General features: G+C 65.6%; 14 protein-coding genes and 9 tRNA genes. 6 read left to right on the top strand and 17 right to left on the bottom strand.

Annotation, left to right across the window (positions count from 1 at the left end; all coding sequences use genetic code 11):
* Positions 1–9: 9 nt before the first annotated feature.
* The 14 genes from HDC96_RS16430 to HDC96_RS16365 form a co-directional block, all read right to left on the bottom strand.
* Positions 10–86, bottom strand: a tRNA-Asp gene (locus HDC96_RS16430).
* Between the two features lie 83 nt (positions 87–169).
* Positions 170–246, bottom strand: a tRNA-Asp gene (locus tag HDC96_RS16425).
* 29 nt (positions 247–275) lie between these two features.
* Positions 276–350, bottom strand: a tRNA-Val gene (locus HDC96_RS16420).
* Positions 351–361: 11 nt separating this feature from the next.
* On the bottom strand, positions 362–634 hold the full coding sequence (locus HDC96_RS16415) for an HU family DNA-binding protein (RefSeq protein WP_019185801.1): 273 nt from the start codon (positions 632–634) through the stop codon (positions 362–364).
* Positions 635–841: 207 nt separating this feature from the next.
* Positions 842–3316 (bottom strand): endopeptidase La, encoded by a 2475-nt coding sequence (gene lon, locus HDC96_RS16410; RefSeq protein WP_176990735.1) that lies wholly within the window; start codon positions 3314–3316, stop codon positions 842–844.
* 142 nt (positions 3317–3458) lie between these two features.
* A complete protein-coding gene (gene clpX, locus HDC96_RS16405) occupies positions 3459–4748 on the bottom strand; it encodes an ATP-dependent Clp protease ATP-binding subunit ClpX (protein ID WP_019185803.1) in 1290 nt (429 codons plus the stop codon).
* Positions 4749–4874: 126 nt separating this feature from the next.
* The gene (clpP, locus tag HDC96_RS16400) at positions 4875–5501 is read right to left on the bottom strand and encodes an ATP-dependent Clp endopeptidase proteolytic subunit ClpP (protein WP_179460887.1); all 627 of its coding nucleotides are present in this window, start codon (positions 5499–5501) and stop codon (positions 4875–4877) included.
* A gap of 66 nt (positions 5502–5567) precedes the next feature.
* The gene (gene tig, locus HDC96_RS16395; RefSeq protein ID WP_179460886.1) at positions 5568–6860 is read right to left on the bottom strand and encodes a trigger factor; all 1293 of its coding nucleotides are present in this window, start codon (positions 6858–6860) and stop codon (positions 5568–5570) included.
* A gap of 233 nt (positions 6861–7093) precedes the next feature.
* Positions 7094–7178, bottom strand: a tRNA-Leu gene (locus HDC96_RS16390).
* 99 nt (positions 7179–7277) lie between these two features.
* Positions 7278–7353 (bottom strand) — tRNA-Lys (locus HDC96_RS16385).
* 160 nt (positions 7354–7513) lie between these two features.
* A tRNA-Lys gene (locus HDC96_RS16380) sits at positions 7514–7589 on the bottom strand.
* Positions 7590–7669: 80 nt separating this feature from the next.
* Positions 7670–7746: transfer RNA gene (locus HDC96_RS16375), tRNA-His, on the bottom strand.
* A gap of 36 nt (positions 7747–7782) precedes the next feature.
* Positions 7783–7859 (bottom strand) — tRNA-Arg (locus tag HDC96_RS16370).
* A 45-nt stretch (positions 7860–7904) separates the two neighbouring features.
* Positions 7905–7981 (bottom strand) — tRNA-Pro (locus tag HDC96_RS16365).
* Positions 7982–8159: 178 nt separating this feature from the next.
* Here HDC96_RS16365 and HDC96_RS16360 point away from each other — a divergent pair.
* A complete protein-coding gene (locus tag HDC96_RS16360) occupies positions 8160–8918 on the top strand; it encodes a Bax inhibitor-1/YccA family protein (RefSeq protein WP_179460885.1) in 759 nt (252 codons plus the stop codon).
* Positions 8919–9058: 140 nt separating this feature from the next.
* On the opposite strand, the gene HDC96_RS16355 is transcribed toward HDC96_RS16360, so the two are convergent.
* From HDC96_RS16355 to grxC, 3 genes are all read right to left on the bottom strand, one after another.
* Positions 9059–10066, bottom strand: coding sequence for an isocitrate dehydrogenase (locus HDC96_RS16355; protein ID WP_179460884.1), 1008 nt, complete (start codon positions 10064–10066; stop codon positions 9059–9061).
* Positions 10067–10472: 406 nt separating this feature from the next.
* Positions 10473–10865 (bottom strand): carboxymuconolactone decarboxylase family protein, encoded by a 393-nt coding sequence (locus tag HDC96_RS16350; RefSeq protein WP_019185812.1) that lies wholly within the window; start codon positions 10863–10865, stop codon positions 10473–10475.
* A complete protein-coding gene (grxC, locus tag HDC96_RS16345; RefSeq protein WP_179460883.1) occupies positions 10862–11161 on the bottom strand; it encodes a glutaredoxin 3 in 300 nt (99 codons plus the stop codon). The genes HDC96_RS16350 and grxC overlap by 4 nt, the downstream gene beginning before the upstream one ends.
* Positions 11162–11303: 142 nt before the next feature.
* On the opposite strand from grxC, the gene HDC96_RS16340 reads away from it, so the two are divergent.
* The 5 genes from HDC96_RS16340 (at position 11304) to ppx (ending at position 18841) form a co-directional block, all read left to right on the top strand.
* Complete coding sequence (locus HDC96_RS16340; RefSeq protein ID WP_179460882.1) at positions 11304–12944, top strand: M48 family metalloprotease; 1641 nt, start codon at positions 11304–11306, stop codon at positions 12942–12944.
* A gap of 87 nt (positions 12945–13031) precedes the next feature.
* Positions 13032–13721, top strand: a complete 690-nt coding sequence (gene phoB, locus HDC96_RS16335; protein ID WP_123728486.1) for a phosphate regulon transcriptional regulator PhoB — start codon at positions 13032–13034, stop codon at positions 13719–13721.
* A gap of 98 nt (positions 13722–13819) precedes the next feature.
* On the top strand, positions 13820–15160 hold the full coding sequence (gene phoR / locus HDC96_RS16330) for a phosphate regulon sensor histidine kinase PhoR (protein ID WP_179460881.1): 1341 nt from the start codon (positions 13820–13822) through the stop codon (positions 15158–15160).
* Entirely contained in the window at positions 15157–17238 is a 2082-nt protein-coding gene (ppk1, locus tag HDC96_RS16325; protein WP_176990728.1) for a polyphosphate kinase 1, read from the top strand. The genes phoR and ppk1 overlap by 4 nt, the downstream gene beginning before the upstream one ends.
* 76 nt (positions 17239–17314) lie before the next feature.
* Positions 17315–18841 carry an exopolyphosphatase gene (gene ppx / locus HDC96_RS16320; protein WP_179460880.1) on the top strand — a complete coding sequence of 509 codons (1527 nt, stop codon included), beginning with the start codon at positions 17315–17317 and terminating at the stop codon, positions 18839–18841.
* Positions 18842–18932: the final 91 nt, after the last annotated feature.

Raw genomic sequence — 18932 nt, 5'->3', positions numbered from 1 at the left:
TTGTAAAACTGGCGGAGCGGACGGGACTTGAACCCGCGACCTCCGGCGTGACAGGCCAGCATTCTAACCAGCTGAACTACCGCTCCGCACTAAACCGCTTTTGTTTCCGCCGCGACCTGCGTCGCTGGAGAAAACAAGGCCCCCGATCGCTCAGGGGCCCTATTGAAACTGGCGGAGCGGACGGGACTTGAACCCGCGACCTCCGGCGTGACAGGCCAGCATTCTAACCAGCTGAACTACCGCTCCACATTTCAAACCTTTTTACTGGCAGTGCCTGGTGGGTGCTGAGGGTTTCGAACCCCCGACCCTCTCCGTGTAAAGGAGACGCTCTACCGCTGAGCTAAGCACCCCAGCAAGCCGCTTAGTTTACGGCATCCTTCAGGGCTTTGCCAGCCTTGAACGACGGATTCTTCGACGCAGCGATCTTGATGGTGTCGCCGGTCTTCGGGTTGCGGCCGGTACGGGCAGCGCGGTCGCGGACCTGGAACGTGCCGAAGCCCACCAGCGTCACCGCGTCACCGCCCTTCAGGGCCTTGGTGACGGAAGCGATGACGGCATCAACGGCGCGGCTGGACTCGGCCTTGGTCAGGTCGGCGGCTTCAGCAACGGCGTCGATCAATTCGGTCTTGTTCATTCTCTACAGCTCCTTTGGCGGGGATTCCGCGGATTCAACATTGAGACACCCGACGACGATGCGCCGGCGGATGCCAGTGAAGTTCTCTGTTCGCCGAATTCAGAATTACGCTGACTCGCGAGTGGTGCTTTTATACCAGTGCCCCCCTACCCGCGCAAGCTGAAAAGCCAATAACGACGCGGGTTTCGGGCAGTTGGACAGCGCGCGTCAATGCTTGACGCGCGTGGTGGAAGCTGTCTTGGACTTGCCGCGTACCGTGACACGTTGCCCATCTTTCTTCGGCTTCGGCGCGGTCAGCGGCGTCTCCAGCGCCAGGTCGAGCACTTCCTCGATCCACTTCACCGGCACGATCTTCAGATCACGGGTGACATTGGCGGGGATATCGGCCAGATCCTTGCGGTTCTCCTCGGGGATGATGACCGTGGTGATCCCGCCACGCAGCGCCGCCAGCAGCTTCTCCTTGAGGCCGCCGATGGCCGTGACGCGGCCCCGCAGGGTGATCTCGCCGGTCATCGCCACTTCGGCCCGGATCGGCACCTTGGTCAGCGTGGAGACCAGCGAGGTCACCATCGCAATGCCCGCGCTGGGACCGTCCTTCGGGGTGGCGCCATCGGGCACGTGGACGTGCACGTCGTGCTTCTGCAGGAACTCGTTGTCGATGCCCAGCCGCTCGGCACGCGAACGCACCACCGACAGGGCCGCCGAGGCGGATTCCTTCATCACGTTGCCGAGCTGGCCGGTCAGGATCAGCTGGCCCTTGCCCGGCACCAGCGTGGATTCGATCTGCAGCAGATCGCCGCCCACTTCGGTCCAGGCCAGGCCGGTGACCAGGCCCACTTCGTTCTGTTCTTCCGCACGCCCGAAATCGACACGGCGCACGCCCAGGTACTTGTCCAGGTTCTTGCCGTTGACCACCACCAGCGCCTTCTTCTTCGCGCTGGCCTTCTTGCCGGCCTTGGCCGGCTTCGCAGCCTTGGCCGGCGCGACCGGACCGGCGAGCGCGATCTCCTTGACCACCTTGCGGCAGATCTTGGCGACTTCGCGCTCGAGGTTGCGCACGCCGGACTCGCGCGTGTAATAGCGCACGATGTCCTGGATGGCGTCCGCCTCGATCTCCAGCTCTTCCGGCTTCAGGCCGTTGGCCTTGATCTGCTTGGGCACCAGGTAGCGCATGGCGATGTTGAGCTTCTCATCCTCGGTGTAGCCGGGGATGCGGATCACTTCCATGCGGTCCAGCAGCGGGCCGGGGATGTTGAGCGAGTTGGAGGTCGCCACGAACATCACTTCGGACAGGTCCAGGTCCACTTCCAGGTAGTGATCGTTGAACGCGTTGTTCTGCTCGGGGTCGAGCACTTCCAGCAGCGCCGAGGACGGATCGCCACGGAAGTCCATCGACATCTTGTCGATCTCATCGAGCACGAACAGCGGGTTCTTGCTGCCGACCTTGTTGAGGTTCTGCACGATGCGGCCCGGCATCGAGCCGACGTAGGTACGACGATGGCCGCGGATCTCGGCCTCGTCGCGCACGCCACCCAGGCTCATGCGCACGAACTTGCGGTTGGTCGCCTTGGCGATGGACTGGCCGAGCGAGGTCTTGCCCACGCCGGGCGGGCCGACCAGGCACAGGATCGGGCCCTTCATCTGCTTCACGCGCGACTGCACCGCCAGGTATTCGAGGATGCGGTCCTTGACCTTGTCCAGGCCGAAATGATCGGCGTCCAGCGTGTCCTGCGCGGCCTTGAGATCCTTGCGGACCTTGCTGCGCTTCTTCCACGGCACGCCCAGCAGCCAATCCAGGTAGTTGCGCACGACCGCGGCTTCGGCGGACATCGGCGACATCTGCTTGAGCTTGTTGAGCTCGGCCTTGGCCTTGGTCTCCACCGGCTTGGGCATGCCCGCCTCGGCGATCTTGCGGGCCAGCTCGTCCATCTCGCCCGGCGCATCGTCCAGGTCACCCAGTTCTTTCTGGATGGCCTTCATCTGCTCGTTGAGGTAGTACTCGCGCTGGCTCTTTTCCATCTGCGACTTCACCCGGCCGCGGATGCGCTTTTCCATCTGCTGGACGTCGATCTCGCCATCGACCAGGCCGACCAGCATTTCCAGGCGGTCGCCGATCTGCAGCGTTTCCAGCAGCCGCTGCTTGTCGGCCAGGCGCACGCTGATGTGCGCGGCGATGGTGTCGGCCAGGCGCGCGGGCTCGTCGATGCCGGCCAGGGTCTGCAGCAGCTCCGGCGGCAGCTTGCGGTTGGTTTTCACGTACTGCTCGAACAGCGACATCAGCGAACGGGCGATCGCCTCGATCTCGCGCGGCTCGCGCGACTCGTCCGATTCGATTTCCATGCCCACGCCGTGCAGCGAGCCATCGCGCTCGGTCACTTCGGTCACGTTCACGCGCGACAGGCCTTCGACCAGCACCTTGATGGTGCCATCGGGCAGCTTCAGCAGCTGCAGCACCTGGGCGAGCGTACCGACCTGGTACAGATCGGCGGCGGACGGATCATCCGTCTCAGCGGACTTCTGCGCGAGCAGCAGGATGCGCTTGTCGGCCTCCATCGCCTGCTCCAGCGCGTGCATGGACTTGTCACGGCCGACGAACAGCGGAATGACCATGTGCGGGAACACCACCACGTCACGCAGCGGCAGTACCGGCAGGTCGAGAGTCTCAGTTGGGGAACGGGCCATGTGGGCTCCAGTGGAACAGTGGGGATGGCCTCCGGGCGCCTCGCCCGGATACAAAAAAAGCCGATGGCCTCGTTATGGGGCCATCGGCTTCTAGATGCAAGCTGTTCTGAAAAATTTCTTTCAATTCAATTACTTGAACTGATTATTCAGCACCAGCCGCCTTCTGTTCAGGCGCCGGTGGCGTCTGGTAGATCAGGTACGGTTCGGACTTGTGTTCGATCACCGATTCGTCCACCACCACCTTGCTGACGTTCTCTGCCGAGGGCAGGTCATACATGGTGTCCAGCAGGACGGATTCGACGATCGTACGCAGGCCACGGGCACCCGTCTTGCGCTTGAGCGCCTTGCGGGCGATCGCGGCCAGGGCGTCCGGACGGAACTCCAGCTCGACGTGCTCCATCTCGAACAGCTTCTTGAACTGCTTGGTGATGGCGTTCTTCGGCTCGGTCAGGATGCGCACCAGGGCAGCCTCGTCCAGCTCTTCCAGGGTCGCCACGACCGGCAGGCGGCCGACGAACTCCGGGATGAGGCCGAACTTGATCAGATCTTCCGGCTCGACTTCGGCCAGGATCTTGCCCACTTCCTGCTTGCGCTCGGAACTCTTCACCTTGGCACCGAACCCGATGCCACCCGAATCGTTGGAGCGCTGCTGGATCACCTTGTCCAGGCCGGCAAACGCGCCGCCACAGATGAACAGGATGTTCTTGGTGTCGACCTGCAGGAATTCCTGCTGCGGGTGCTTGCGACCGCCCTGGGGCGGCACGCTGGCCACGGTGCCTTCGATCAGCTTCAGCAGGGCCTGCTGGACGCCTTCGCCGGACACATCGCGGGTGATCGACGGGTTCTCGCTCTTGCGCGAGATCTTGTCGATTTCATCGATGTAGACGATGCCCTGCTGTGCCTTCTCGACGTCGTAGTCGCACTTCTGCAGCAGCTTCTGGATGATGTTCTCCACGTCCTCGCCCACGTAACCGGCTTCGGTCAGCGTGGTGGCGTCGGCCATGGTGAACGGCACATTGAGCAGGCGGGCCAGGGTCTCGGCCAGCAGCGTCTTGCCCGAACCGGTCGGACCGACCAGCAGGATGTTCGACTTCGCCAGTTCGACTTCGTCGTTCTTCTGGCGGCTCTCGATGCGCTTGTAGTGGTTGTATACGGCCACGGCCAGGGTCCGCTTGGCGCGGTTCTGCCCGATCACGTACTGGTCCAGGACCTCGAGGATCTCGCGCGGCTTGGGCAGCGAACTGCGGGCCGACTGCGCCTTCTCCTCCAGCTCCTCACGGATGATGTCGTTGCACAGCTCGACGCATTCATCGCAGATGAATACGCTCGGACCCGCAATCAGCTTGCGCACCTCATGCTGGCTCTTTCCGCAGAAGGAGCAGTAGAGGATCTTGCCGGTGTCCGTGGAACGACCTTGGCGGTCTTCGCTCATGCTTCGCTTACCCAGTTACCCCACCCGACTGAACGGGGGTTCGATTCGAGAATAGCACAGGGTCAGGAGGACGCCAGTCCTGCCCGACCCGGTGGAAACAAGCCGGTTTCCCGGCCTGGTACAACCTTACGCCGGCTGGATCGACTCTTCCGGACGACGCTCCAGGACCTGGTCGACCAGACCATAGGCCACTGCATCGGCCGCGCTCTTGAAGTTGTCGCGCTCGGTATCCCGGGCGATGGTCTCCAGCGACTGGCCGGTGTGCTTGGCCAGCACTTCGTTCAGGCGCGAACGCAGGGTCAGGATTTCACGGGCGTGGATGTCGATGTCCGAGGCCTGGCCCTGGTAGCCGCCCAGCGGCTGGTGGATCATCACGCGCGAATTCGGCAGCGCATAGCGCTTGCCGGGCGCGCCCGATGCCAGCAGCAGGGCGCCCATCGAGGCCGCCTGGCCGACGCAGATGGTGCTCACGTCCGGCTTGATGTACTGCATGGTGTCGTAGATCGCCATGCCGGCGGTGACCACGCCACCCGGCGAGTTGATGTAGATGCTGATGTCCTTTTCCGGGTTGTCCGCTTCCAGGAACAGCAGCTGCGCCACCACCACGTTGGCCATGTGATCGTCGATCGGGCCCACGAGGAAGATCAGACGCTCTTTCAACAGGCGCGAATAGATGTCATAGGCGCGCTCGCCGCGGCTGGTCTGTTCGACCACCATCGGAACCATGTTCAGGGCTGTGGTTCGGTTGTCCATTAGTGAGGCACCTATTTTGGGGGGAACGACCCCGCGCCGGGGCGCGGGGCGTAAAACGCGGGCCACTTACTGGCGGATCGCGTCCTGGAACGACAGCTTCTCTTCGGTGTGCTGGGCGCGCTCGGCGATCCAATCGATCACCTGCTCTTCCATCACGCGATTCTGCAGCCCAGTCATCAGCTGGGGGTCATTGCGGTACATCTCAATGACCTGCTCCGGCTCTTCGTAGGTCGAGGCGATCAGGCGCATGGTTTCATTCAGGCGCTTCGGGTCCAGGCGCAGGTCGTTCTTGCGGGCCACCTCACCGACCAGCAGGCCGACCAGCACGCGCTTGGCAGCGGCGTCCTTGAAGCCTTCATGGGCGTCGGCCGGGACGTCGCCCGGGTTGCGGCCGCTGCGGCGGATCTGCTCGATCTGCTGGGCCAGCATGGCGCGGGCTTCGTTCTCGACCAGGCGCGGCGGCATTTCCACCGAGGCGTAGGCGGCGATCAGCTGCTCACCGACTTCGCGGCGCAGGCGGTTCATCAGGGCACCCTTGAGCTCACGCTCCAGGTTGGCGCGGATGTCCTTGCGGAACTGCTCCACGTCGCCACCCTTCACGCCGAAGCTCTTGATGAACTCGGCATCCACCTCCGGCAGCACCGGCGCGGACACGTCCACCGCCTTGACGGTGACCTTGACCTGCTTGCCCGCCAGCGCGGGAACGCGCCAATCGGCCGGGAACTCGACGTCCAGGGTCTTTTCTTCACCGGCGGCCAGACCGACCAGGCCCTGCTCGATCTGCTCGAACATCATGCCCTGGCCCACGATCACGCTGCCCTTTTCGGTGCCTTCGGCCGGCAGGCGCTCATCGCCGGCCTGCGACCAGGTTTCCAGGGCGACCAGATCGCCGTCCTGGGCGCCACGGGTGACCGGGCTCCAGCTGCGGCGCTGCTCGCGCAGGTTGGTGATCATCTGGTCGATGTCGGCGTCGTTGATCTCGGCGGTGTGGCGGACCACGGTCAGCTTGCTGACGTCCACGTCGCCGAAGTCCGGCACCAGCTCGACGGTGGCCACGAAGGACAGCTCGCCCTCGCCCTTGTCGATGCGCGGGGTACCGGCGATGCGCAGTTCGTGCTCGCGCAGGGCGGCATCGAAGGTTTCACGCAGCAGGCCGTCGACGGCTTCGCTGCGGACCTGCTGGCCGAAACGCTGCTCGATCACCTTGGCCGGCACCTTGCCCGGGCGGAAGCCCTTGATGCGCGTGGTGCGGGCGATCTCGCCCAGACGGCCGCTGATATGCGTCTGCAGGCGGTCTTCCGGCAGCGAGAAGGTCAGGCGGCGTTCCAGATTGCCAGTGGATTCGATCGAAGCTTGCATGTTGACTCCTGCCACCGGCGGCATGGGCCCCGGCACGATGTGATGGATGAAACGGGTTTTGGACGCGGGGTCGTGGACGCGCATGCCCGCCGCAGCCCTGTAGTTTCGCCGATAAACGCCAGCGCCGCCAGCACGGGCCGAGAACGTCCGGGGCCACCACGGGCCCAGCATGTGGCCGTCTCCCCGATCCGGGACGTGCCCATGGTCATGGTGCCGGCGAAAACGCCCTGCACTGGTGCGAAAGGGGGGACTCGAACCCCCACGCCTTGCGGCACTGGAACCTAAATCCAGGGCGTCTACCAATTCCGCCACTTTCGCGAGTTTTTCCACTCAGGCGCGCATTGTTGCAGGACCGGGCCGAAAGCAGAAGCGCCGGGCAAGAAAAAAGCCGCCTGGCTGACCAGGCGGCTTCTGTCTTGGTGGGCTGTCAAGGATTCGAACCTTGGACCTATTGATTAAGAGTCAACTGCTCTACCAACTGAGCTAACAGCCCGAAAATCGGGAGGCGAATTATGCAGGATTCCTGCACGCGACGCAAGCGTTTTGTTTGAATGGAGGGCGAATGGCGTCCGCAGACGCTCAACGACCCGTTCGTTCAACGCGATGTCTCGAACAAGAAAAAAGCCACCGGGCGGACCCGGTGGCTTCTGTCTTGGTGGGCTGTCAAGGATTCGAACCTTGGACCTATTGATTAAGAGTCAACTGCTCTACCAACTGAGCTAACAGCCCTGAAAACTCAGGCGCACATTGTAGCGTGTGTGCTGCCTTTTGCAACCCTGATTCACTTTCGGCGAACCAGTTTGAATCAGTGGGGTGGCTGAGGGGACTCGAACCCCCGACCACCGGAATCACAATCCGGAACTCTAACCAACTGAGCTACAGCCACCACTGAAAACCTTTGTTTCCTACCGCTTGCACCGGATGGTGCGCCCGACAGGAATCGAACCTGTAACCGCCGGCTTAGAAGGCCGGTGCTCTATCCAGTTGAGCTACGGGCGCTCGGTCCGGATTGTCGCACTCCAATCCCGATTTGAGCAGCGGGCTTGGTCGGGGTAGAGGGATTCGAACCCCCGACATCCTGCTCCCAAAGCAGGCGCGCTACCAGACTGCGCTATACCCCGGCGGTTTGTTTCCCTCCGGGGTTCCCCCCGAAAGAGCCGCCTATTGTGGGAATCGGTGTGGCATCTGTCAACGGTTTTCACACATCAATTCACATCCCGTCGTTGCCGATGGCGGCTTGGGCTATGCTCGGGTCAGCGGCCGGATGGCCGAACCCCTACCCCTTCAAGGAGATTGGCAATGCGCAGCGGCAATCCCGCACTTTCCGAGTCGACCTTCCTCGACCTGGCCAGCGGCTCGGTCGTGGCCCGCCCCGACCAGGCGATGACCATCAACGGCACGGTCAACAAGACCGGCCTGCTGTTGCTGCTCACCGTGCTGACGGCCGCCTTCGCGTGGAGCCAGTCGGTCGACGCGAACGGCCTGCCCACTTCCAGCGCCATGCTGTACACGCTGGTCGGTGCGATCGGCGGCCTGGTACTGGCGCTGGTGACGGTGTTCAAGAAGGAATGGTCGCCGGTCACCGCGCCGATGTACGCGCTGGTGGAAGGCCTGTTCCTCGGCGCGATCTCGGCGATGTTCAATGCCAAGTTCCCCGGCATCGTGATGCAGGCGGTGATGCTGACCTTCGGCACGATGTTCGTGATGCTGGCGGTCTACCGCAGCGGCCTGATCAAGGTCACCGAGAACTTCAAACTGGGCGTCGTGGCCGCGACCGGCGGCATCGCGCTGCTGTACCTGGCCTCGTTCGTGCTGAGCTTCTTCAACATCAACGTGCCGATGATCCACGAAGGTGGCTGGCTGGGCATCGCCTTCAGCCTGTTCGTGGTGGTGGTGGCGGCCTTGAACCTGGTGCTGGATTTCGACTTCATCGAAACCGGTGCCGAGGCGCGCGCGCCGAAGTTCATGGAGTGGTACGGCGCGTTCGGCCTGATGGTCACGCTGGTGTGGCTGTACGTGGAATTCCTGCGCCTGCTGTCCAAGATCCAGCAGCGCTGATCCACGCACCCGCGATGACATGACGAAGGCGCCGCAAGGCGCCTTTTTCATGCCTCCGCCGCCTGTCGCGACCCGCACGACAGGCAACAAAAAAGCGGGACGCCGAAGCGCCCCGCTTTCTGGACGTACGCCCCGCGCGCTTACAGGCGGCTGGCGATGGCCTGGGCGAAGCCCATGGTGTTGCCGGTGCCACCCAGGTCGCCGGTCAGCGAATCCTTGGCTTCCAGCGTGGCCACGATGGCCTTGCGCAGGCGCTCGGCGTTCTCGACCTGGCCGACGTGGTCCAGCATCTGTGCGGCGGCCAGCAGCAGCGCGCACGGATTGGCCTTGCCCTGGCCGGCGATGTCCGGTGCGGTACCGTGCACGGCTTCGAAGATTGCCGCGTTCTCACCGATGTTGGCACCCGGGGCCAGGCCCAGGCCGCCGACCAGACCGGCACACAGGTCGGAGATGATGTCGCCGAACAGGTTGGTGGTCACGATGATGTCGAACTGTTCCGGACGCATCACCAGCTGCATGCAGCAGTTGTCGACGATCATTTCCTGGAACTCGATGTCCGGGTACTTGGCCGCCACTTCGCGGGCCACGGCCAGGAACAGGCCCGAGGTCGACTTGATGATGTTGGCCTTGTGCACGGCGGTGACCTTCTTGCGGCCGGTGCTGCGGGCCAGCTCGAAGGCGTAGCGCACGATGCGCTCGGAGCCCTTGCGGGTGATGCGGGTGCCGGAGAAGGCGGTCTCGCCATCGGCCGAGACTTCCTGGCCTTCGGCCAGGTACGCGCCTTCGGTGTTCTCACGGACGGTGATCAGGTCCACGCCGTCGCCGAAACGCGACTTGGTGTTCGGGAACGAGACGGCCGGACGCACGTTGGCGTACAGGTCGAAGTGGCGACGCAGGCTGACGTTGATCGAGGTGAAGCCACCACCGACCGGCGTGGTCAGCGGGCTCTTCAGCGCGATCTTGTTGCGTGCGATCGACTCCAGGGTGGAGGCCGGCATCAGATCGCCGTGCTTTTCCAGCGCGACCAGGCCCGCGTCGGCGTCTTCGTATTCAAAGCCGGTGTCCAGCTTGCCGAGCACGAACAGGGTAGCGTCCATGATCTCCGGGCCGATGCCGTCACCGCGGATGACCGTGATTTTCTGCGTCATTGATGTGTATTCCGAACCGAGGGGGGAGCGCCGTCCGTGAGGTGCGCGAAGCGCGGGCGCAAGGGAAGTTTCATCGGCAATTATGCCTTACCCGCCCAATGGACCCCAAATGGGCCATTGGTCCAAGGCGGGTAAGGCAGAATTGCCCGCGCATTCCTCCTCTACCCCGCGCCGTTGGCGCGCCCCCTTCAACAGAAGGGGGCTCTTCTCCAGACACGCCATCGGTAGTGCCGGCCGCTGGCCGGCAACCAGGGGCGGCTGAACCCGGGTAGCCACCGACCGTTGGTCGGTGGGAACGGGGTCTCGAACATGAGCGGCGCACTGCCGGGCGCCGACGTCGCTGGGGCACCCAAGCAGCCGACCAACGGTCGGCTTCTACCGGGGTGGGGCCCTCACGGCCCCGACCTCAATGCTCGTGAACGGCCGGCGCTTCGGCGCCGCCTTCGAGCTGGTCCAGGAAATCCACGGCGCGGCGCAGGTGCGGGATCACGATCGAGCCGCCGACCACCAGGCCCACGGAGAAGGTCTCGAAGAACTCCTCGCGGGTCACGCCGGCGTCCTTGCACTGGGCCACGTGGTAGCTGATGCAGTCATCGCAGCGCAGCACCATCGAGGCGACCAGGCCCAGCAGCTCCTTGGTCTTCACGTCCAGCGCGCCGGCCTGGTAGGTCTGGGTGTCGAGCGCGAAGAAGCGGCGCACGACCTGGTTGGGTTCGCCCAGGATGCGCTGGTTCATGCGCTGGCGGAACTCGGTGAATTCGGCGATGCGGTCCTTGCTGCCGTCATCGGCCGCGCTCATGCCGGGCCCTGCCCGGCCAGCAGCGGCTCCAGCTTGCCGGCGCGGTGCAGGGCCATCATGTCGTCGTAGCCGCCCACATGGACCTCGCCGACGAAGATCTGCGGGACGCTGGTACGGCGGGTCTTGGCCATCATTTTCTCGCGCTCGACCGGGTCCAGGTCGATCCGGACCTCGGTCCAGTCGCGGCCCTTGCTCTTCAGGAAGTTCTTGGCGGCCACGCAGTACGGGCACACCGCGGTCGAGTAGATGGTGATGGCGGGTGCGCCACCGGGGGTGGAAACAGCATCTTGGCTCACGGGAAACTCCACAGCGGAACGTTGGTCTGTATATGGTAGCGGTCCGCTGGATTTTCCACGTCACCGTCGCAACACTGTGGTTTAACTGCAGGTTGCCGTCGCTCTGTCACGCTGTTGCCCGCCTTCCCCCCAGGAGCTTCGTTTGCGTCCCTTGCTGCTCTCTGCCGCGTTGACCCTGGCTCTGGCCGTGCCGCTGGCCGGGGCGCAGGAAAACAAGCTGCCGGACATCGGCTCCTCGGCCGGCGAGCTGCTGACCCCGGCCCGGCAGGCCGAGTACGGCGGGATGATGCTGCGCGAACTGCGCAACTACGGCTATCTGCTCGACGATCCCCTGGTCGACGACTGGCTGCAGACCATGGGCGCCCGGCTGGGCTCCAACAGCGCCCAGCCGCGCCAGTCCTACACCTTCTTCATGCTCAAGGACCGGCAGATCAACGCCTTCGCGACCCTGGGCGGCTATATCGGCGTCAATGCAGGCCTGGTGCTGACCGCCGAACGCGAAGACGAGGTGGCCGCGGTGCTGTCCCACGAAATCGCCCACGTCACCCAGCAGCACGTGCTGCGCGGGGTCGAGCGGGCCCAGCGCGACCAGATCCCGATCCTGCTGGGCATGCTCGCCGCGATCGTGGCCGCGCAGCAGGCCGGCGGCAATTCCTCCGGCGACGCCACCATGGCCGCGATCACCTCCGGCATGGGGCTGATGCAGCAGCGCCAGATCAACTACACCCGGTCCAACGAATCCGAGGCCGACCGCCTGGGCATCCGCACCCTGGCCCGCAGCGGCTACGACGTGGATGCCATGGCCGGCTTCTTCGAGCGCATGTCGGCCTCGATGCGCGGCAACCAGGGCGGCTACAGCGTCCCCGACTTCCTGCAGACCCACCCGGTCACGACCACCCGCATCAGCGAGGCCAAGGCCCGCGCCGAGCAGATGAAGAAGGACACGGTGCTGCTCACCACCAAAGTGCCCGGCGGGGTCCGCCAGGAGCGGGTCAACCCGGCCGATCCGGCGCTGTCGGACCCGCTGGTGCGGCGGAGCAACCCGTTGCTGCCCGCCTCCATGCAGATTTCGGTCAATTCACTCAGCCGCGGCAGCACCGGCCAGTTCGACTGGGCGCGCGAGCGCCTGCGCGTGCTCAGTGCCGACACGCCCGGCGATGTGATCCGTGAGTACGAGAGCCTGCAGCGCGCGCAGAAGAACGGGCTGACCGAGCCGCAGCGCTACGGCCTGGCCCTGGGCCGGCTGCGCAACAGCGCGGCCGCCCAGGCCAGCCGCGACCTGGGCGAGCTGCTGCGCGACCACCCGGACAATGTCTGGGTGGCGCTGGCGCTGGGTGAGGCGGAGTCGCGCAGCGGCCAGCCGGCGCAGGCCAACGCCCGGTTCGAAGCCCTGATGCGCCAGCACCCGGGCAGCCGGCCGGTGGCGCTGACCTATGCGGCCATCCTCAATGAACAGGGCGGACGCGAGGCCGGCCAGCGCGCGCAGGCGATGCTGCGCCCGATGCTGTCGCAAAGCGGCAATGATCCGGTCTTCCAGCAGCGGTTCGCCCGCGCCAGCGAGCTGGCCGGCGACACCACCCGGGCCAGCGAGGCCTATGCCGAGGCCGCCTTCCTGAGCGGCCGCCCGGAACAGGCCCTGATCCAGCTGCAGGCGCTGAAGCGGCAGCCGAACCTGGACTATGTCGGCCGCGCCCGTGTGGACGCCCGGATCGAGAGCATTACCCCGACCGTGCTGGAGATGCGCCGCCAGGGCATCGACGACCCGGAGCTGGACCGCCGCTGAGGGCCGTCCGGCACCCCGTCACAAACCTGTCATGAAACCGTAGTCTACTGGGCTCAATCCCGATCTGATGAGTAATACGGTGGGCATGTGCAGAAACGCATCCTGATCGTCGATGACGAACCCGCGATCCGCGAAATGGTCGCCTTTGCCCTGCGCAAGGGCGATTACGACCCGATCCATGCCGGCGACGCCCGCGAGGCGCAGACCGCCATCGCCGATCGCGTCCCGGACCTGATCCTGCTGGACTGGATGCTCCCGGGCACCAGCGGCCTGGACCTGGCCCGGCGCTGGCGCAAAGAAGCCCTCACCCGCGAGGTGCCGATCATCATGCTGACCGCGCGCGGCGAAGAGAACGACCGCGTCGGTGGCCTGGAGGCCGGTGTCGACGATTACGTGGTCAAGCCGTTCTCGGCGCGCGAACTGCTGGCCCGCATCCGTGCGGTGATGCGCCGTGCCCGCGACGATGACGAAGACGGCAGCGTGGCCGTCGGTACGATCCGCATCGATGGCGCCGCTCACCGCGTCTTCGCCGGCGACCAGCCGGTCCCGATCGGTCCGACCGAATACCGCCTGCTGCACTTCTTCATGACCCATCCCGAGCGTGTCTACACCCGTGCCCAGCTGCTGGACCACGTCTGGGGCGGCAGCGTGTACGTGGAGGAGCGCACCATCGACGTGCACATCCGCCGCCTGCGCAAGACGCTGGAGCCGTTCGCCGCAGAGAACATGGTGCAGACCGTGCGTGGCGCCGGCTACCGGTTCTCCACCTCGACCTGAGTCTCGCCGGGCCGGAACCGGGCGCGCATGCCCGGTTCCGGCCACTCCTGCTATAACCTTGGATCGATTCCGAGGCCCGCACTTTCTGCGAGACCGCAATGCCCCGCCACATCCGTTCTGCCTGGTTGAAAACGCTGGCCACCCTCGCCGCCCTGCTGCTCGCGGCCGGCTTGCTGGGCCTGGCGGTCGGACATGTCTGGATGTGCATCGCACTGGCCTCGATCGGTGCGCTGACCTGGCATTACTGGCGGTTGCGCCGGGTGCTGCGCGGGCTCACCGCGCGCCATCGCTGGGACATGGGTGACGGCACCGGTGTGTGGAACGAACTGGACCGCCTGCTCTACCGCAACCAGTGGGAAATGCGCACGCGCAAGCGGCGCCTGCTGGACATGCTGCGCAGTTATCGCGCCGCCGCCGCCGCCCTGCCCGACGCGGTGGTGGTGGTCGACCGCAACAGCCAGCGCGTGCAGTGGTTCAACGAATCGGCGACCTCGCTGCTCGGCCTGCACCATCCGGGCGATCTCGGCGAAGCCCTGGTCGAACGCCTGCAGCCGATGCCGCTGGCGCACTGGCTGGCCGGTGGCCGCAATGCCGAACCGATCCTGGATGTGCCCTCGCCGGTCGACCCGGCGATCCGCCTCAACCTGCGCCTGATTCCCTACTCGCCCGACTACTGGCTGCTGATCGCACGCGACGTCAGCAAGCTGCTGCGACTGGAGCAGGTGCGCCGCGACTTCGTTGCCAACGTCTCGCATGAACTGCGCACGCCGCTGACCGTGGTGCACGGTTACCTGGACATGATGGACCCGGAGGACTTCCCCGGCACCGGCCCGATGCTGGAGGAGATGCGCAAGCAATCCCAGCGCATGGCGCAGCTGGTCGAAGACCTGCTCACCCTGTCGCGGCTGGAATCGCAGGAACACACCGAAGCCGAAGCCGTGGCGATGACCCCGATGCTGGCCACGCTGCGCCGCGAAGCCGAAGCGCACAGCCAGGGCCGCCACCAGATCAGCATCATCGACACCGCCGGCGTGGACCTGCAGGGCTCCAACAAGGAACTGCACAGCGCGTTCTCCAACCTGGTCACCAACGCGGTGCGCTATACGCCCGCCGGGGGCCGCGTGGAAGTCGAGTTCGCGCGCGAAGGCGATGGCGTGGTGCTGTCGGTACGCGACACCGGCTACGGCATCCCGGCCAACCATCTGCCGCGCCTGACCGAACGCTTCTACCGCGTCTCCAGCAGCCGCTCGCGCGAGAGCGGCGGCACCGGGCTGGGGCTGTCGATCGTCAAGCACATCCTCGGCCTGCACCATGCCCGCCTGGAGATCCAGAGCGAGGTGGGTAAAGGCAGCACGTTCTCCTGCCATTTCGATGCCGACCAGGTGCGTGCGCGCACCGAGGCCGTCTCCCTTCCTTCTTCCGAAGACTTTTCCGCATGAGCACTCCTGTTCCCGTCGCCGTGCCTGTGGACGGCGATCCGCTGCGCGATCCCGCGCTGTACATCAACCGTGAACTGTCCCAGCTGGATTTCAATTTCCGCGTGCTGGCCCAGGCCATGGACCCGCAGGTGCCGCTGCTGGAGCGCCTGCGCTTCATGTGCATCTCCTGCACCAACCTGGATGAGTTCTTCGAGATCCGCGCGGCCGCGGTGCGCCATGCGCAGGAGTTCGGCCTGCCGCCCGCACCGGACGGCATGACCCCGCAGGCGATCCTCAACGCGATCCACGACCGCGCCGCACAGCTGGTCGACCAGCAATACCGCTGCTGGAACGAGACACTGCGCCCGGCGCTGCACGAGGCCGGCATCGACGTGCTCGGCCGGCACTCCTGGAACCACCGCCAGAAGCGTTGGCTGCGTGCGTACTTCCGCAACGAGATCATGCCGGTGCTGTCGCCGCTTGGCTTGGATCCGTCGCATCCGTTCCCGAAGATCCTCAACAAGTCGCTGAACATCGTGGTGGTGCTCAAGGGCACCGACGCGTTCGGTCGCGCCGGGCATCTGGCGATCGTGCGGGCGCCGCGGTCGCTGCCGCGCATCATCCAGCTGCCGGAAAAACTCGGCGGCCCGCAGACCTTCGTGTTCCTGTCCTCGGTGCTGTCGACCTTCGTCGATGAGATGTTCCCGGGCATGGAAGTCCAGGGCGCGTACCAGTTCCGCGTGACCCGCAATTCCGAGCTGGTGGTGGACGAGGAAGAAGTCGAGAACCTGGCCCTGGCGCTACGCGACGAACTGGTCGACCGCGGCTACCGCCCGGCAGTCCGGCTGGAGATCGCGCAGGACTGCCCGCGCGACATCGTGCGCACCCTGCTGCAGAACTTCGGGCTGACCGAGAACGCGGTCTACCGCATCGACGGTCCGGTCAACCTCAACCGCGTGATCCAGCTGTACGACGTGATCCAGCGGCCGGAACTGAAGTATCCCTCGCTGAGCCCGCGTGTCCTGCGCGACAGCGATGGCATCTTCGAGATCGTCGCGCGCCGGGACGTGCTGCTGCACCATCCCTTCGATGCGTTCACCGCCGTGCTGGATGTGATCAAGCAGGCCGCGGTCGACCCGAACGTGCTGGCGATCAAGCAGACCCTGTACCGCACCGGCAAGGATTCGCTGATCGTCGATGCGCTGATCCAGGCCGCACGCAATGGCAAGGACGTCACCGTCGTCGTCGAGCTGCGCGCGCGCTTCGATGAGGAAGCCAACCTCGGCCTGGCCGACCGCCTGCAGGAAGCCGGTGTGCAGGTCGTCTACGGCGTGGTCGGGTTCAAGACCCACGCCAAGATGCTGCTGATCGTGCGCCGCGAAGGCCGCAAGCTGCGCCGTTACGTGCATCTGGGCACCGGCAATTATCACAGTGGTACCGCACGGGCCTACACCGACCTGAGCCTGATCACCGCCGATCCGGACATCGGCAACGATGTGCACCTGCTGTTCCAGCAGCTCTCCGGCCTGGCCCCGCGGATGAAGCTCAAGCGCCTGCTGCAGTCGCCCTTCACCCTGCACCCGGGCCTGCTGCAGCGGATCGAACGCGAGACCCGCCTGGCCGCCAGTGGCCGTCCGGGGCGGATCATCGCCAAGATGAACGCGCTCAACGAACCGCAGATGATCCGCGCCCTGTATGCGGCCTCGCAGGCCGGCGTGCAGATCGACCTGATCGTGCGCGGCGCGTGCACGCTGCGACCGGGCGTCCCCGGCGTGTCGGACACCATCCGGGTGCGCTCGATCGTCGGCCGCTTCCTCGAGCACAGCCGGGTCTACTGGTTCGGCAATGACGGCGCCTCCGAGCTGTTCTGCGCCAGTGCGGACTGGCTGGAGCGCAACCTGCTGCGCCGGGTCGAGACCTGCTTCCCGATCCTGGACCCGGAACTGGCGCGCAAGGTCTACCGCGATGTGCTGCAGAACTACCTGGACGACAACCTCAACGCCTGGGAACTGCAGGCCGACGGCAGCTACATCAAGTGCACGCCGGGCCATGACGAGCCGCCGCACGCGGCGCAGATGGCCCTGCTGCAGGGTCTGTAGGCTGCGACCCCGCGTCGCATCCCCTGTGAAGGCCGCGCGGTGACGCGAGGCCCCACCCTTCGGCTAACATTCGCAAATGCCGCATACCTCCACGACTCCGCCCGCTTTGCAGGATGGCGACCTGCTCGCCGCCATCGACCTCGGATCGAACAGCTTCCACATGGTCATCGCGCGATACACCCTCGGGCAGTTGCGGGTGGTCGACCGCCTGCGCGAGACCGTGCGCATGGCCGATGGCCTGGATGGCAAGGGCGGCCTGTCCGCCGAGGCCCGCCAGCGCGCGCTGGAGTGCCTGGCCAGGTTCGGCCAGCGCATCCGCGCGATCCCCTCGGTGCGGGTCCGCGCCCTGGCCACCAACACGGTCCGCCAGCTGCGCTCGCCGCAGGCCTTCCTGATGCCGGCCGAAACCGCGCTCGGGCATGCCATCGAAGTGGTCAGCGGCCGCGAAGAGGCGCGCCTGATCTACCTGGGCGTGGCCCATGCGCAGCCGCCCAAGCCGGACCAGCGCCGGCTGGTGATCGACATCGGCGGCGGCTCCACCGAATTCATCATCGGCCAGGGCATGCAGACCCTGGAGCGCGAAAGCCTGCAGGCCGGCTGCATCGCCAGCACGCGCCGCTTCTTCCCCGGCGGCAAGCTGAGCAAGAAGCGCTGGAAGGATGCGCTGACCGAAATCGGCGCCGAGTTCCAGCAGTTCGCCAACAAATACCGCGCCCTGGGCTGGCACGAAGCGCTGGGCTCGTCGGGCACCCACAAGGCGATCAGTGAAATCTGCGCCACCATGAAGCTGAGCAAGGGCGCGATCACCGCCGAAGCCCTGCCGCAGCTGCGCGATGAACTGCTCAAGGCCAAGCGCATCGAGGACATCGACCTGCCCGGCCTGTCCGCCGATCGCCGCCCGATCATCGCCGGCGGCATTCTGGTGCTGGAAGCGGCCTTCCAGGCGCTGGGGCTGCAGAAGCTGCTGGTCAGCAAAGCGGCCATGCGCGAAGGCATCCTGTATGACATCCTCGGCCGCGCCAGCGAGAACGACCTGCGCGACGAGTCGGTCGCCGCACTGACCCAGCGCTACGGCATCGATACCGTGCAGGCCGACCGCGTGGAAAACACCGCGATGAACCTGCTCGCCCAGGTCGAGGAAAGCTGGCAGCTGGACCCGGACGATGCGCGCATGCTCGGCTGGTCCGCGCGCCTGCACGAGCTCGGCCTGATGATCGCGCACAGCGGCTATCACGTGCACGGCAGCTACGTGCTGGAGAACTCGGACATCGCCGGGTTCTCGCGGCAGGAACAGCAGCTGCTCGCCGCACTGGTGCGCAGCCATCGCCGCAATATTTCCAAGTCCGCCTTCGACGCGCTGCCCGAGCGCCTGCTGCAGCCGGCACGGCGCATGACCGCGCTGCTGCGCCTGGCGGTCCTGCTCAACCGTGCGCACGAAGACACCCCGATGCCGGCGCTGGAACTGACCGCGGATGACGCCCGGCTGTCGCTGATCCTGCCGCAGGCGTACATCGATGCGCGTCCGCTGCTGCGCGCGGATCTGATCGGCGAAACCGAGGGCATGGCCGGGCTCGGCGTGCAGTTCCGCCCCTTCGTCGCCTGACCGCGTGACTGACACGGCCCTGCAGGGCCGTGAGGCTGCCGGCCAGGGAGCGGCGTCATGCCGGCGTCATACGGCGGTCATGTCGGCTACA

This window comes from Stenotrophomonas sp. JAI102 (assembly GCF_013409105.1).
GTDB classification, from domain to species: domain Bacteria; phylum Pseudomonadota; class Gammaproteobacteria; order Xanthomonadales; family Xanthomonadaceae; genus Stenotrophomonas; species Stenotrophomonas maltophilia_AA.
This window is presented reverse-complemented; position numbering and strand designations above follow the sequence as displayed.

What these genes read in the sequence shown, in the direction of transcription:
- clpP (WP_179460887.1), bottom strand. Translation starts at nt 5,501, where the DNA reads ATGGACAACCGAACCACAGCCCTGAACATGGTTCCGATGGTGGTCGAA.
- HDC96_RS16350 (WP_019185812.1), bottom strand. Translation starts at nt 10,865, where the DNA reads ATGAGCGCGGCCGATGACGGCAGCAAGGACCGCATCGCCGAATTCACC.
- ppx (WP_179460880.1), top strand. Translation starts at nt 17,315, where the DNA reads ATGCCGCATACCTCCACGACTCCGCCCGCTTTGCAGGATGGCGACCTG.
- lon (WP_176990735.1), bottom strand. Translation starts at nt 3,316, where the DNA reads ATGGCCCGTTCCCCAACTGAGACTCTCGACCTGCCGGTACTGCCGCTG.
- HDC96_RS16415 (WP_019185801.1), bottom strand. Translation starts at nt 634, where the DNA reads ATGAACAAGACCGAATTGATCGACGCCGTTGCTGAAGCCGCCGACCTG.
- ppk1 (WP_176990728.1), top strand. Translation starts at nt 15,157, where the DNA reads ATGAGCACTCCTGTTCCCGTCGCCGTGCCTGTGGACGGCGATCCGCTG.
- HDC96_RS16355 (WP_179460884.1), bottom strand. Translation starts at nt 10,066, where the DNA reads ATGACGCAGAAAATCACGGTCATCCGCGGTGACGGCATCGGCCCGGAG.
- HDC96_RS16360 (WP_179460885.1), top strand. Translation starts at nt 8,160, where the DNA reads ATGCGCAGCGGCAATCCCGCACTTTCCGAGTCGACCTTCCTCGACCTG.
- tig (WP_179460886.1), bottom strand. Translation starts at nt 6,860, where the DNA reads ATGCAAGCTTCGATCGAATCCACTGGCAATCTGGAACGCCGCCTGACC.
- clpX (WP_019185803.1), bottom strand. Translation starts at nt 4,748, where the DNA reads ATGAGCGAAGACCGCCAAGGTCGTTCCACGGACACCGGCAAGATCCTC.
- phoR (WP_179460881.1), top strand. Translation starts at nt 13,820, where the DNA reads ATGCCCCGCCACATCCGTTCTGCCTGGTTGAAAACGCTGGCCACCCTC.